Raw genomic sequence first — 13,380 nt, 5'->3', positions numbered from 1 at the left:
TTCCGGTGGGCGGGAAAGTTTAAAAACCGGAACCTCAACTTCACGCCGATGAAGGGGGAAGTTCTCATCGGAGCGGGAATAGTGCTGATATTCATCGGCTTTCTGTTAGTGTTCATTGGAACGCTGATTTCGGCCCTCGGCGGTGAGGGTGACGTTGAGGGCGGGGGAGTGATAATGATTGGCCCGATACCCATAGTCTTCGGAACGAGCAGAGGGGCTGTGACGGTGGCTTCAATAATCGCACTCCTGCTCATGCTCCTGTGGATAATAGGGGTTCTCCTCGCGAGGAGGGGATGACGTGGAGGTCCTCGCCTCCCTCGCCCTTCTCCTGGTCGTTGCAAAGAGCCTCGAGTGGGCCTTCGAGAGGCTTGAGATACACCCAATAATAGCCCACGTGGTTACAGGAATAATCCTCGGACCTTTTATCCTCGGAATAGTTGAGCCGGGGGAAGAGCTCAAAGTTTTAGCGGAGTTCGGGCTCATAATGATGATGCTCTACATGGGGCTGACGAGCAACTTCTCGGCGATAGCCCAGAACACGGGCAAGGCCGTCCTGGTGGCAATCCTTGGAGTTGCCTTCTCGTTCCTCTTCGGCTTCCTCACAGTTTACGCCTTCGGAAAGGGAATAGCCGCGGCCATATTCATAGGCGCTACCCTCGGAAACACCGCGATAGAGGTCACGAGCGGCGTCCTCGTCAAGGAGCGAGTGAAGAGAGAAGTTTCCTCGATTCTCATGGGCGCGGCCTTCGTTGACGACATCGTCGCGGTTTATCTCATCGGCATAATAACAGGCATGACGAAGGGGAGCCTCGACGCCGTTTCCTTTGGAATCCTAACCGTCAAGATATTCACCTTTATAGCCTTCACCCTCCTCGTCTCGGAGCTCATCTTCAAGAGGGCAAGGTGGTTTTACTCCATAGTCAGGAACCTCAACGTCTTCTTCACCTTCACGCTCATCCTCACCTTCACCCTGGCTATAATAGCGGAGTGGGTCGGCCTTAACCAGATAATCGGGGCTTACCTGGCCGGACTCACCATAAGCAGGCTTCGCGAGAGAAAAGACCCGCTCGTTGTCACGAGGATTAAGCTCAACGAGCTGATTGAAGACCTCCAGGTTGTCCTCACCGAGTTCTTCATACCGCTGTTCTTCATCTACGTTGGTCTCGTCTTCAATCCGCCCGTGAAAGCCCTCGACCCGGCTCTCATAGGCCTCCTCTACCTCTCGGCAGTCCTCGGAAAGCTCCTCGGATGCGGTCTCGGCGCGAAGCTCTCCGGCCTCAACTGGGACGACTCCATCACCGTCGGCATAGGGATGGGCGGAAGGGGAAGCCTTGAGCTCGCGATACTCACCTTCGGACTCAGCAGTGGAATAATAGACCAGGCTCTCTTCGCGAGCGTCGTAACGGTCTCGATGCTGACGGCGCTGACGACACCGATATTCTTTAAGAAGTACATCGAAAGGAGGAAAGCTTAAATTCAACGAACCCTACCGCCCCCAGGTGAGAGCATGTTTCCAGAGAGGGGAGCGGACGAGGATGAAGTGCTTGAGGAGCTACGGCGGAAGACCTCTGAAGACCTGACCTTTGACTCCGGGAAGATTCTCGGCTCGATGTGCACGTATCCACATCCCTTCGCTGTTAGAATCATCACGGAATTCATAGACAGGAACCTAGGCGACCCCGGCCTGCACACGGGGAGCCGTAAAGTCGAGGAAGAGGCCGTCGAGATGCTCTCAACCCTCCTCGGTCTTAAAAGGGGCTACGGGCACATAGTCTCGGGCGGAACCGAGGCCAACATCTTGGCCGTTAGGGCCTTCAGGAACCTGGCGGAGGTGGAAAAGCCGGAACTGATTCTTCCGAAAAGCGCCCACTTCTCCTTTATCAAGGCGGGCGAGATGCTCGGAGTTAAACTCGTCTGGGCGGAGCTGAACGATGATTACACCGTCAACGTGAGGGACGTTGAAGAGAAGATTACGGACAACACGATTGGAATCGTAGGAATAGCCGGAACGACGGGCCTCGGGGTGGTTGACGACATACCAGCTTTGAGCGATTTAGCTCTGGACTACGGGCTCCCGCTCCACGTCGATGCGGCATTTGGCGGTTTCGTCATTCCCTTCGCGAAGGCTTTAGGCTACGATATCCCGGACTTCGACTTCAGGCTCAAAGGAGTGAAGAGCATAACCATAGACCCCCACAAGATGGGCATGGTGCCGATTCCGGCGGGGGGAATAATCTTCCGCGAGAGGAAATACATCGACGCGATAAGCATTCTGGCCCCTTACTTGGCCGGTGGGAGGATATGGCAGGCCACCATAACGGGAACGAGGCCCGGGGCGAACGCCTTAGCTGTCTGGGCGATGATTAAGCACCTCGGCTTCGAGGGCTACAAGGAAATCGTGAGAAAAGCCATGGAGCTGAGCAGATGGTTCGCGGGGGAGCTGAAGAAGATACCGGGCATTTACCTCATCCGCGAGCCAGTCCTGAATATCGTCTCCTTCGGCACCGAGAACCTTGAGCGGGTCGAGGAGGAGCTGAAGAGGAGAGGCTGGGGAATCAGCGCGCACCGCGGTTACATCAGGGTTGTCATGATGCCCCACGTGAGGAGGGAGCACTTAGAGGAGTTCTTGATGGATTTGAGGGAGATTGTGCAGGGTTAATAACGCAGGATTTAATGTGGAGCCTGTTCCCAACGTAGTGGGTCCTCAAATCGTGATTCGATTAGCTTAATTTAAAAAGTGGCGGTCAGTCCGTCACTCCCTCGTCACGGCTCGGACAAGGCTGAACTCATCATCCCGAAAAAAGTTGGAACGGGCGCTTAAAAGGGTTGCTCAGCGATCACCTTTCCTTCCTCACCCTTCGGTTCGCCCATCACTCATCATCGCAAGGAAAAATAGGAGAGGAGACTTAAAAAGGTTTCAACGCAGAGGAGTGACGTTCATCTTTTAACAGGCCTCCCGCCAGGGACTTCAAGACGCCCCTTGGTAATCTTAACCAGAGAAACTGAACCCGACCTCCTGTAGACTTCAACAGAATACCCTCCACTCCTGAGTTTAGCCAGCGTTCTACTGTACTGGCTCTTCATCTCGTCGTTCCAGAAATGGAACTCCACGACGGCACCCTCCGCAACGTTCTCAAGGACATCCCAGAGGACACGGTACTCACAGCCCTCACAGTCAACTTTGGCAACGTCAAACGTTCCAAACTCCTTGAAAAACTCCTTAGTGGGAACGTTTGGAACAGAAATGGCCTTCCCACCTCCCCTGAACTGGCCAACGAACTCAGAGGACGCTCCCGCCCAGTTCTCATCAAGATGAACCGTCGTTGTCCCCCCTGTATTGCTGAAAGCCCCCTTCACAACGGTTACACGTTCTTCTACTCCGTTCAGTCGAACGTTTTCGGCAAGGACTTCATGGAAAAGCGGTTCGACTGTCACAACTTCCCTGGCTCCGCTTTCAACGAAGTAAACCGCCGTGTCCCCGATAAAACCACCCACATCAAGAACCCTCTTCCCACGGAAGTCAAAAACTTCGTAGTTGCGTTCGAAGAAGGTCTCATGTATGCCCTGGAGGCCCATGAAACCCTTTAAAAGCCTGAATCGGAGGGGCCTCTTGTAAGTGAACTCAACGAACGGAACCCCCTTCTCACAGAGAAATCTTGAGCTCCGTGAAACTTCTCTCATCGGTACCGCAACGTTCACGTTAACGGGACAGTCCCCAATCACAGGAACCCCGTTCCGAAGTCTGACGATTCCATCCCTCAAGAGACCACAGAGTGCGGAGACGGATGAAACAAAGTACACATCCCGTGACTCCACCTCAAATTCAAAACCGCCCCTACACCTTACATGCAGTGTTTCTCCCCGCCGATATTGACGGAGAAGTTCAAAGGGATTTCTCGTCTCCGAAATCAAAATCTGGAGTCCTTTGAGCATCCCCCTTAAATCCATAAACACCACTCCAGAATTTCTTAGCCCCATGGCTCTTAAAATACTTTTGATAGGCCATGTTTGAAAACTAAAAGGGGCAAAAAGGTTTAAGATAGCAGAATCTCAACGGATGGGAGATGGACGAAAAAATAGATAGCGAGCTCGGGAAGGTTGCAAGGGGAGGACTGCTGTCGCTAATTGGGCTCGTAGTTTCGGCGGTTTTTGCCTTTCTCGTAAGGACATTAGTTGGGAGAGTGTTCGGACCCGTGCAGTACGGGGCGTACAGCCTCACAATGACGGTCTTCTCCATAGCCCTCGTCCTGGCCATGTTCGGCCTTCCCACGGGGCTCCCGAGGCAGGTTTCATACTTCCTCACGAAGAACAGGAAACGGGTGGAGGAACTTGTATCAACGACACTCATCCTGGTAACGATAACATCAACGCTGGCACTTGCAATCCTTCTCCCACTAACGGAGAGGCTTGCAGGCCTGCTAACCGCAAACCCCGAAGGCAGAGAGCTGTTAAAGTCCCTCCTCCCTATCGTCCTCCTCGGCCTGCCCTTCGCGGGCCTCATGAACACGCTCATAGCGGCAGCCCAGGGGTTCAAGCGGGTGAGGGAGTACATCTACTACGGCAAAGTCGGGTTTCCCCTGACATACTTCGTGCTCGCACTCCTTGCGGTTTATACCCTCGGGAGCTTAAAGGCCGTCATCACGGCATACGTTGCGTCATACCTGATAATCCTGGCCCTGCTCCTTAGGGACCTCAAGAAAGCGGGCATTATTTCAGGCATCTCCTTTGCCAGGGACCTGGTTGGGGCCATCGTCCTCTTCTCCCTCCCCCTCCTGACGTCCAACATCGTTGCAATGGTTCTCACCTGGACTGACTCCCTGATGCTCGGGCACTACCTCGGAAGCGGTGTCGTTGGGCTCTACAGCTCGGCCAGTCCGCTGGCGAGGTTTATCTCAATGGTAGTCATGGCCCTGATGACGATTTACACCCCCGTGGTTACGGGGCTATTTGCCAGAGGCGAGCTCAAGCTCGTGGAGAGGTTCTACGCCATAGCGGCCAAATGGGCCTTTCTGCTGGCGTTTCCCCTAATCTTCATTTTCGTCGAATACCCGGAACAGGTCATCGGGACGCTCTTCGGGCCCAGCTACACGGAGGCGTCCAGCGTTCTCGTTGTCCTGTCCCTCGGCTTTGCGCTTGTAGCTGTGGCTGGCCCGCTCATCCAGACGCTCGTAACGATGGGAAAAACCGTTGAGAACATGAAGGGGGACCTATTAGGGGCCACCGTGAACGTTGTCCTCAACTACGCCCTCATAAATTCCATCGGCATGATTGGTGCCGCGGTTGCTACACTCGCCTCCTACGCGACCACAATAGCCTACAAGCTGTCTGTTCTGTTGAGGTCGGGAATTAGGCCCTACGAAAAACGGCACGCCCTGCTCCTCGCCGATGCGGGGCTCGTTCTCGGTGTTTTCCATTTCGTAAGGGCAGAGGGAATAATCCAGGCGCTCGTCGCAACGGCCGTGGCGACGCTCCTTTTCTATGGAATCGCCGTGCTCGCAGGTATCCCAGAGGACGAAGACGTTGGACTGATAGAGAGTGCGGGCGAAAGGTATGGCATTCCAGTTGGATGGCTCGTGAAGATACTAAAGAGGAAAAGTGAGTGAAGGTTTTAAGCTGAGAAAACAACCCATTGCGGGTGTGGTTGATGAGGGTTTCGGTTATCGGCTCTGGTTACGTCGGTCTCGTCACTGGAATGGGCTTCGTCAAGCTGGGAAATGAGGTCATCTTCGTTGACGTTGACGAGAGGAAAATCGAAATGATAAACAAGGCCCAACCTCCAATTTACGAGGAGGGCCTCGAAGAACTCATGAGGGAATTCCGGGGGAAGTATCAGGCAACCAAAGATTACCGCGATGCAATACTCAACTCAGACGTTACGTTCATCGCCGTTGGGACGCCATCAAGAGAAGACGGGTCAATCGACCTAACTTACATCGAGCAGGCTTCGAGGGAAATCGGAAAAGCCCTCCGCGAGAAGAAAGAGTATCACGTTGTCGTCGTCAAGAGTACTGTTCTTCCAGGGACAACCGAGAACGTCGTCAAACCCATAATCGAGGAGAAGTCAGGTAAAAGGGCATTCGAGGATTTTGGTCTCGCAATGAACCCCGAATTCCTGCGTGAAGGAGTGGCTTTGAGGGACTTCCTTAACCCTGACAGGATTGTAATTGGAGTCCTTGATGAACGGACGAAAAACGTTCTGGAGGAGCTTTACGCTCCTATCAACGCCCCCAAGCTTTTCACTGACATCAAGACTGCTGAGATGATTAAGTACGCTTCAAACGCTTTTCTCGCGACAAAAATCAGCTTTGCCAATGAGATTGGGAACATTTGTAAGAGGCTCGGAATTGACTCGTGGAAGGTGTTTGAGGGAGTTGGCCTCGACCACAGGATTAGTCCGCACTTCTTCAGGACGGGGATTGGCTGGGGTGGCTCGTGCTTCCCGAAGGACGTTAAAGCACTCATCAGGAAGGCGGAAGAAATCGGGGAAGACCCCATCATCCTCAAGGCCGTCGTTGAGGTCAACGATAGACAGCCGCTGAAGCTGATTGAACTACTCAAAAAGCACGTTCCCGAGCTGAGGGGTAAAACTATTGGCGTTCTCGGTTTGGCGTTCAAGCCGAATACGGACGATGTCAGGGAGACGAGGGCTTACGTTATAGTCAAAAAACTGCTTGAGGAGGGTGCAAAAGTTCTCGCCTACGACCCGAAGGCGATGGGGAATTTCAAGCGCTTTTATCCCGACGTTGGTGATAGGATTGAGTACGCGAGCTCCGGTGAGGAGGTTCTTGAGGGGAGTGATGCCGTCCTCATTGTAACCGAGTGGCCCGAGTTTGAGAAGCTTGATTACTCTGGTAAAATCGTAATTGATGGAAGGCGCGTGAGGAAGGCCGAGGAGACGGCCGAAGTTTACGAGGGGGTGTGCTGGTGAAGGTTAAAAAAGCAGTCATTCCAGCAGCAGGTTTGGGAACCCGGCTGTTGCCAATAACCAAATCCATGCCCAAGGAGATGTTGCCGGTTATCAACAGGCCCGTGATTCACTACGTTGTTGAAGAGGCCATCAAGGCGGGCATTGATGACATTCTTATAATAACGGGAAAGGGAAAGAGGGCAATTGAGGACTACTTTGACAGGAACTTTGAGCTGGAGTACTACCTCAGGGAGAGGGGAAAGGAAAGGGAGCTGGAGCTCGTCAGGGAGATAAGCGAAATGGTTGACATTTATTACGTCAGGCAGAAGAAGCCCCTCGGCCTTGGAGATGCAATACTCCACGCGGAGAAGCACGTAAACGGAGAGCCCTTTGCCGTCCTCCTCGGGGATGACATCATCGTAAGCGAGAGGCCTGGAATCGGCCAGCTGGTTGAGGTTTACGAAAGGTTTAACGCTCCGGTCCTCGGTGTGGAAACCGTTGAATGGGAAGCCGTTGAGAAATACGGAATCGTTGCAGGGGAGGAAGTTGAGAGCGGTCTGTATAAGGTAAAAGACCTCGTTGAAAAGCCGAAAAAGGAGGAAGCCCCGAGTAACGTTGCGATTGTTGGTAGGTACGTTCTAACACCAGAGGTCTTTGACGCCCTGCGGGAGGTTAAGCCCGACAAGAGGGGTGAAATCCAGCTCACGGACGCCCTGAGACTTCTCGTGGGGAACGGGCGGAGCATGTACGCCAAAACGATAGAGGGGAAGAGGTACGACGTGGGGACCCCCGAGGGATGGTTAAGGGCCAACGTCGAACTCGGAAGGCTTGCTGGAATCCTCAGGTGAACGTTATGAGTGGGAAAGGACGGGTCTGCATAGTTGGGCCCAGCTTCGGCGACCCCAACAGGAAGCACGAGGGCAGGACCAAGATGATATCGAGGCTCTACGAGTTCCTCAGGGAATCGGGGATAGCCGTATCGGAGAACATCGAAAACTGCTCGGTCGTACACATAAACTCCTCGGGGATATTCGAGCTGATAAAGTACGCGAGGCTCCCGAGGAGGGGCAAGGTGTACTCCCTGTACTCCAACCTAAAGACCAGCCCCCTCAACGTTGTCAGGGACACAGTTGATTTCTTGAGGATTCGAAATCCTGGGTTTAGAGAAAACTCACTGCGGAATATACTCCTGAGAACAGCCCTTACGATGGTCTCGTGCTCCGTACCCACTCCTCTCGTGAGGTGGCTTTTTGAAAGGACCGTTGAGGTCGCCGTATTTTCCAATAGGTACACGGCGAGAAGAGTGGGTGCCAGCAACGGGAAGGTTATAAGGATTGGGATAAACCTTCAGAAGTTTCAGAACTGCCCCAGAAGGGGAGGAACCGTAACCGTTGGATACGTGGGTCATCCCTCCACGAGCAAGGGCATCATCGAGGCCGTTGAAATAATGAAGAGACTGAAAGGGGTCAGAAAAGTGCTGTTTCTGTCGAACCCCGCGAGAATCAGCGTTGAGAAGCTCTTAGGGAAAGAGGATATAGAGGTTAAAGGCCCCCAGGAAGACCTGAGAGCCATGTATTCCTCCATTGACGTCCTGATTCTTCCCTACAGGCACGAACTGTCGAGCATAGCGACGCCCCTCGTTCTCCTCGAGGCCATGGCCTGCGGCGTTGCCGTTGTTACGTCCCGCATCGGGCACCTCAGAGAGGCGGGAGAAGGAGCAGTCCTCTACGCCGAACCAGGGAACGTGGATGAGTTTGTGGAAAGGGTCGTGTACCTGATAGAGAACCCAAAGGTCAGGAGAAAGCTCGGGATACGCGCGAAGCGCATCGTCGGGAAAAACTACGACGAAAAAGCGGTGCTCATGTCGTATTTGAGCCTTTACGAAGAAATCGGTGGTCGGCATGAAGAAGTCAAACGTTGAGTTCATCCTCGCCATGGCCGAAGAGCTCAGGCGGGAAAACGTCAGGTTCTTCTTCCTCGACGAGCGCTGGATGGACGAGGGAAGGGATGTCGACCTGTGCCTTCACAGGGAAGATACCGAAAAGTTCGACAAAATCGCGAGGAAAATGGGTTTCAGGTTCCTTTCAAAGTTCCCGCCGTGGAAGAGGTTTTACGTGGTATACAGGGATGGGGAGATAATCCTCCTCGACGTTCACCTCGGGAAATACGAGGGGGTTTCGAAGGACATACTCGGGTTTGGAGAAAGCTACTGGCTCGATTCGACGAGACAGGTTTTCTATTACGTCTACCGCGTTGGGCTCGGGGAGCCCGTTGAGAAGTACGAAAGATACCTGAAAAAGCACCTTCCAGCGGTGGACTTTGAGAGACTAAAAGGCTATCTCGAGAGGTACTTCAAAAACAGCGAAGAGCTCCTGAAGGCACTCAGGGAGGGTCGCTTTGAAGAGCTAAGGCCAAGGCACAGGTTTAAGCACACGGTCATCAGAGGGGCCTACTTCACCAGAAACGTGGGATTCAAGGCCATGCGCCAGCTCTGGAGGCTCTTTCATCCAGCACCCCACGTCGTCTTCCTCGGTCCCAACGGGAGCGGAAAGAGCACGCTCGCAAAGGCGGTGGTCGATGTCGCAAAGAAAGGCAAATTCAAGCCCTACTACGAATACGGGGGCAGATACACGTTCAGGTGTCTCAAACCCCTAAACTGGGCAAGAAACCGTGCAAAAAGAGGCGGAAAGAGGGTGGAGGCAACGGCGGGACGTGACGGAAGGAAAGAGATAGTCAGGTACGAATCAAAAACCGTCCGCCTCGTAACGCCCGTCATCTACTACATCGAATACTTCCTCAGGACGCTGTGCCTGTATCCTAAGAGGCTGAAATACAAGCTTGTCGTTACTGACAGGTGGTTTTACGACCTCATAACCTCTCCCAACGCCTCAAAAAGGCTCACGAGAATCCTGATAAAATTCCTTCCAAAGCCAACGCTCGTGGTTTACGTTTACAACGACCCCGACGTCCTCGTTGAAAGGAGGAGGGGACTCTCAAGGGAGCTCATCGAGAGCCAGCTGAGGGACTTTGAGCTCATAAAAAACCTCTTCGACCTGAGGGTGAAGAGCGACTCAAGGGAGAGAGCCCTTGAGGAAGTCATGAACGCAATCGTTGAAAGACTTTAGCCAACCAGCTTCAGGAACTCCCGGGGGTATTCCTCCGAGTACCTAACCACCCGTCTACTTGCGCGTTCCACAGGAACTGGAGACTCAAAATAGGACTCAATGGCAGACGCAATGCTCTCAACCTCGGGCTCAACAACAGCCCCTCCCCCCGCCCAGCGGATTACCTCGGGGATTGCCCCCCTGTTGCTTCCTATGACAAAGCTCCCGTTGGCGATTCCCTCAACAACCACCCTGCCAAAGGGCTCGTGCCAGAGCGAGGGAACCACGAGGACATCAGAGGCCCTGTAATAGTGCCTCAGGATTTTTAGGGGTTTATATCCCACGTAGAGGAGGTTGGGCAGACGGGAACTCTCAAAGACACCCCTCAGGGGCCCGGTCCCGACGACAACGAAGAGATACTCAGGAAGCCTTTCGGCAAGGAGGGGTATGAGGTGGGCCCCCTTCATCTCGCTCAGCGTCCCAGCGAAAAGGACAACCCTTTTCTCCTCGGGGAGCCCGAGTAACCTTCTTGCCCCCTCCTTTGAAAGTTCAGAAACCGCATCCGCACCAACAGGGTTGTAGAGAACCCCGACATCGGCGGACTTGAGGTTAAGCCGCCTGAGGAACTGGCCCTTAACGAAACCACTTATTGCGACGAGGACGTCAAAGCCCTTCAGGACGTCCCTCCTGAGGTGAATCTGGTACGATAGGAGAGGCGCGGTTAGCCCCGCGCCCATGCACCTGCGCACTTCATCCGTCGAACAGCCAGGGCACAGGGCCCCCCCGTTGTTCAGCCCTCTGTTCCAGCAGAGGAGAGCAAAGTCCCTGAGGTGGGCAACCTTCAGGGCCTTGGTTTCAATTTGAGAAACCGCCAGAATTGATTCAAGGTTGTTGGCGTGAACAACATCAAAATCCTCTCTCCTAAGGAGCTCCACCGTCCGTCTCCTGAGTTCAGCGGACGAGAAACGGACGTACTGCCCGAGCTGGAGGTAAAAAAGGGGCTTGTTCCCCTTGTAGGTTTCAGACGAGACGCTTCTCGCCCTCTCCCTGAACAGGAGCCTCCTCGGAGACTTGAACCGTATCACGCGGAGGTTTTTGGTCTCTTCGACTGAAGTTTTTGGAGAGCCGTAGTTGGGAGTCAGCACTGTAACGTCGTGGCCGAACCTGGCGAGTCCCTCAACGAGGAGCTTGAGACTTATCTCAGCACCACCCATGTGCATTGGGGGATAATACTCACTCACGAACAGGAACCTCATAACATACACCCCGCGACGCCATAGTGGACAGCTTTCTGAAGGATTTTCTATCCGCATAAAGCCGCTCCAGGGTTTCCACAAGCAGATTGGAGGAAACGCCCAGGCATTTATCCCTAACCTCAGAGGGTATCTCCGCATCATCGAAAACGATAACCGGCTTCCCCCTCGCCAGCGCTTCAACAATCGGCAGGCCCCAGCCCTCGTACTTCGAGGCGTGGACGTAGACGTCGAGCGAGTCGTAGAAATCAACCAGCTCCTCATCGGGTATGAAGCCGAGGAGCTTTATCCGCTCGTCGCCTTCGGCCAGCTTTTTAACGCGTTCGAACTCCTCTCCGGTTCCGGCCAAGAGAAGCCTCGCGTTCGGATTGTCCCATTGCCTAAATAGTTCAACGAGGAGGGCGTGCCTCTTGTGGTAGTCCATCCTCGAGATGTAGCCCACCATAAACTTCCCCTTCTCTCTGAACTTTCCAGTGCGGGGCGGTTCGATGAAGAAGCGCTCGTCTATCGGCTGGTGAACAACGGTTATCATATCCTCCGGGATTCCCGCAAAGCGGACGAGGTCAACCTTCGTCAGGTGAGAGACGGCATAAATCACGTCGCATTTCCTCGCCGAGAGAAGGCCGAGGCGGATGAAGAAGCGCTCAAAGAGGCCCTTGAGCCCCTTCCTCGGATGCTTCAGCGGGATGAGGTCGTGGATGGTTACCCTCTTCTCTGCCTTTGGCTTGAAGAACGGGAGCGTTATGGCTTCTATAACACCAACAGCATGGTAGGCGTCGCATTTGGAGCGGACGAGCCAGAGGGGAACCCTGAAGAACTGCCAGAGGAGGTATGAAAACCTCTCACCGGGCGATAGTTCAACCTCGTGCCCCTCTCGCTCCAGGGTTCTGATTAAGTTGCGGGTGTAGACAGCTATTCCTCCCGCCTTGGTGCTCAGGCATCGGACGATTAGGCAGACCTTCATTCAACCACCCCGTAGACCGTGAGGAGCTTCCCAACGACCTCGTTCCAGTCGTAACGCTCGGCATTTTTTCTTGCAATCTTTCCGAGCACCCTTGAGCTTTCATAGGCGAGCATCAACGCCCTAGCGAAAGATTCCTCGTTTAAGGGAACGACGAAGCCCGTCTTGCCGTTCTCGACGAGGTGCATCGAGGCGTTCATCGGGTGCTCAACTGTGACTACCGGAAGACCAGAGGCCATAGCCTCAAGGACGGCTATGCCGAAGCCCTCCCTCCGCGAGGGAAACGCGAAGACCCTCGACGCTTTCATGAAAGCGATGACGTCTCCGTAATCCTTCAAAAAGCCCGTAAACGTGACGTTATCACCGATTCCTAGCCCCCGCGCGAGGCCCTCAAGCTTCTTCCGCTCGGGGCCGTCGCCAACTATAACTGCCCTGAAGTCGGGGAAATTCTCTTTAAGCAGAGCCAGGGCGCGGAGAAGGAAGTCAACGCCCTTTTCGGGGATAAGCCTGCCGACGAAGAGAAAATCCGATTCCACTGGTGAGGGCTTCACCGAGCGAATCAGGCCAGTATCTATGCCGTTGGGAACGAGATAAACTGGCTTCCTGAGGCCAGCGTTTAATAGGTCTAACTTTGTTTTTTGAGAGACCGAGATGTGCCTCTCGAAGGAGAACAGGCCCCTCTCAATGGCTCTCCCGATTAAACCGGCCCATCCGAGGTAGTCGAGCCAGTAATCACCCCAGAACTCGTGCCAGGTTATGAAGACGTTCTCCGCCTTGAGAACCCTGAGCGAATAAGCTGGGAGGTAAGGGCTCGCCTGGCAGTCTATGACGTCGAAGCGCTCGCCTTTGAGCTCGGAAACGAGCGAGAGCGAGTGGAGGAGGGGAGGAACGATTGAACGCCTCCCGCCGAAGTACAGGTTGCCAGCGCGAACGGTACCGTGGTAGTGAATCCCATCCCGCTCGATTGTGTTTGGCCCGTTCCAATGCCTGTAGCCGTAGACGTGAACCTCATGAAACCGGGCTAACCTGACCGCGAGCTCGTAAATCCGTTTCTCAACCCCTCCCTTGACCCAGGGGTAGACCACGTCATAGATGAAGGCTATCCTTAGACTTTCCATCGCCCCACACTTGTCCGCTAACGTTTATAAGACCATC

The 13,380-nt window shown here is 54.1% G+C and carries 12 protein-coding genes; 8 read left to right on the top strand and 4 right to left on the bottom strand.

What is annotated here, in order from left to right; translation table 11 throughout:
* Nucleotides 1-48: 48 nt before the first annotated feature.
* Genes MVO87_RS01640 through mfnA form a run of 3 tightly spaced genes read left to right on the top strand, consistent with a single transcriptional unit; the run spans nucleotide 49 to nucleotide 2,659 of the window.
* The gene (locus MVO87_RS01640; RefSeq protein ID WP_297514241.1) at nucleotides 49-297 is read left to right on the top strand and encodes a TIGR00304 family membrane protein; all 249 of its coding nucleotides are present in this window, start codon (nucleotides 49-51) and stop codon (nucleotides 295-297) included.
* A gap of 1 nt (nucleotide 298) precedes the next feature.
* Nucleotides 299-1,474 (top strand): cation:proton antiporter, encoded by a 1,176-nt coding sequence (locus tag MVO87_RS01635; RefSeq protein WP_297514238.1) that lies wholly within the window; start codon nucleotides 299-301, stop codon nucleotides 1,472-1,474.
* Between the two features lie 33 nt (nucleotides 1,475-1,507).
* Nucleotides 1,508-2,659 (top strand): tyrosine decarboxylase MfnA, encoded by a 1,152-nt coding sequence (gene mfnA, locus MVO87_RS01630; protein ID WP_297551974.1) that lies wholly within the window; start codon nucleotides 1,508-1,510, stop codon nucleotides 2,657-2,659.
* A gap of 278 nt (nucleotides 2,660-2,937) precedes the next feature.
* Here mfnA and MVO87_RS01625 read toward each other — a convergent pair whose 3' ends face one another.
* A complete protein-coding gene (locus tag MVO87_RS01625) occupies nucleotides 2,938-3,948 on the bottom strand; it encodes an FkbM family methyltransferase (protein ID WP_297516780.1) in 1,011 nt (336 codons plus the stop codon).
* A 116-nt stretch (nucleotides 3,949-4,064) separates the two neighbouring features.
* On the opposite strand from MVO87_RS01625, the gene MVO87_RS01620 reads away from it, so the two are divergent.
* Genes MVO87_RS01620 through MVO87_RS01600 form a run of 5 tightly spaced genes read left to right on the top strand, consistent with a single transcriptional unit; the run spans nucleotide 4,065 to nucleotide 10,032 of the window.
* On the top strand, nucleotides 4,065-5,603 hold the full coding sequence (locus MVO87_RS01620; RefSeq protein WP_297516776.1) for a flippase: 1,539 nt from the start codon (nucleotides 4,065-4,067) through the stop codon (nucleotides 5,601-5,603).
* Between the two features lie 41 nt (nucleotides 5,604-5,644).
* Nucleotides 5,645-6,928 carry a UDP-glucose dehydrogenase family protein gene (locus tag MVO87_RS01615; protein ID WP_297552012.1) on the top strand — a complete coding sequence of 428 codons (1,284 nt, stop codon included), beginning with the start codon at nucleotides 5,645-5,647 and terminating at the stop codon, nucleotides 6,926-6,928.
* A complete protein-coding gene (gene galU, locus MVO87_RS01610; RefSeq protein WP_297512760.1) occupies nucleotides 6,925-7,755 on the top strand; it encodes a UTP--glucose-1-phosphate uridylyltransferase GalU in 831 nt (276 codons plus the stop codon). The genes MVO87_RS01615 and galU overlap by 4 nt, the downstream gene beginning before the upstream one ends.
* A gap of 5 nt (nucleotides 7,756-7,760) precedes the next feature.
* Nucleotides 7,761-8,828 carry a glycosyltransferase family 4 protein gene (locus MVO87_RS01605; protein WP_297512762.1) on the top strand — a complete coding sequence of 356 codons (1,068 nt, stop codon included), beginning with the start codon at nucleotides 7,761-7,763 and terminating at the stop codon, nucleotides 8,826-8,828.
* Nucleotides 8,809-10,032, top strand: coding sequence for a hypothetical protein (locus MVO87_RS01600; protein WP_297551972.1), 1,224 nt, complete (start codon nucleotides 8,809-8,811; stop codon nucleotides 10,030-10,032). Before MVO87_RS01605 ends, MVO87_RS01600 begins: the two co-directional genes overlap by 20 nt.
* On the opposite strand, the gene MVO87_RS01595 is transcribed toward MVO87_RS01600, so the two are convergent.
* Genes MVO87_RS01595 through MVO87_RS01585 form a run of 3 tightly spaced genes read right to left on the bottom strand, consistent with a single transcriptional unit; the run spans nucleotide 10,029 to nucleotide 13,343 of the window.
* On the bottom strand, nucleotides 10,029-11,267 hold the full coding sequence (locus MVO87_RS01595) for a glycosyltransferase (protein ID WP_297551970.1): 1,239 nt from the start codon (nucleotides 11,265-11,267) through the stop codon (nucleotides 10,029-10,031). The genes MVO87_RS01600 and MVO87_RS01595 overlap by 4 nt on opposite strands.
* On the bottom strand, nucleotides 11,245-12,228 hold the full coding sequence (locus MVO87_RS01590; protein ID WP_297514169.1) for a glycosyltransferase family 4 protein: 984 nt from the start codon (nucleotides 12,226-12,228) through the stop codon (nucleotides 11,245-11,247). The genes MVO87_RS01595 and MVO87_RS01590 overlap by 23 nt, the downstream gene beginning before the upstream one ends.
* Entirely contained in the window at nucleotides 12,225-13,343 is a 1,119-nt protein-coding gene (locus MVO87_RS01585) for a glycosyltransferase family 4 protein (protein ID WP_297514172.1), read from the bottom strand. The genes MVO87_RS01590 and MVO87_RS01585 overlap by 4 nt, the downstream gene beginning before the upstream one ends.
* Nucleotides 13,344-13,380 lie beyond the last annotated feature (37 nt).

The organism is Thermococcus sp., assembly GCF_027063845.1.
In the GTDB taxonomy this organism is placed as follows: Archaea; Methanobacteriota_B; Thermococci; order Thermococcales; family Thermococcaceae; genus Thermococcus.
Note: the sequence above shows the minus strand (reverse complement) of the source record. Positions and strands in the feature narration are given on the sequence as shown.

Bases quoted from the DNA above. Each gene is read 5' to 3' on its own strand.
- MVO87_RS01640 (WP_297514241.1), top strand. From the start codon at position 49: ATGAAGGGGGAAGTTCTCATCGGAGCGGGAATAGTGCTGATATTCATC.
- MVO87_RS01615 (WP_297552012.1), top strand. From the start codon at position 5,645: ATGAGGGTTTCGGTTATCGGCTCTGGTTACGTCGGTCTCGTCACTGGA.
- MVO87_RS01620 (WP_297516776.1), top strand. From the start codon at position 4,065: ATGGACGAAAAAATAGATAGCGAGCTCGGGAAGGTTGCAAGGGGAGGA.
- mfnA (WP_297551974.1), top strand. From the start codon at position 1,508: ATGTTTCCAGAGAGGGGAGCGGACGAGGATGAAGTGCTTGAGGAGCTA.
- MVO87_RS01625 (WP_297516780.1), bottom strand. From the start codon at position 3,948: ATGGATTTAAGGGGGATGCTCAAAGGACTCCAGATTTTGATTTCGGAG.
- MVO87_RS01595 (WP_297551970.1), bottom strand. From the start codon at position 11,267: ATGAGGTTCCTGTTCGTGAGTGAGTATTATCCCCCAATGCACATGGGT.
- MVO87_RS01605 (WP_297512762.1), top strand. From the start codon at position 7,761: ATGAGTGGGAAAGGACGGGTCTGCATAGTTGGGCCCAGCTTCGGCGAC.
- MVO87_RS01590 (WP_297514169.1), bottom strand. From the start codon at position 12,228: ATGAAGGTCTGCCTAATCGTCCGATGCCTGAGCACCAAGGCGGGAGGA.
- MVO87_RS01600 (WP_297551972.1), top strand. From the start codon at position 8,809: ATGAAGAAGTCAAACGTTGAGTTCATCCTCGCCATGGCCGAAGAGCTC.
- MVO87_RS01585 (WP_297514172.1), bottom strand. From the start codon at position 13,343: ATGGAAAGTCTAAGGATAGCCTTCATCTATGACGTGGTCTACCCCTGG.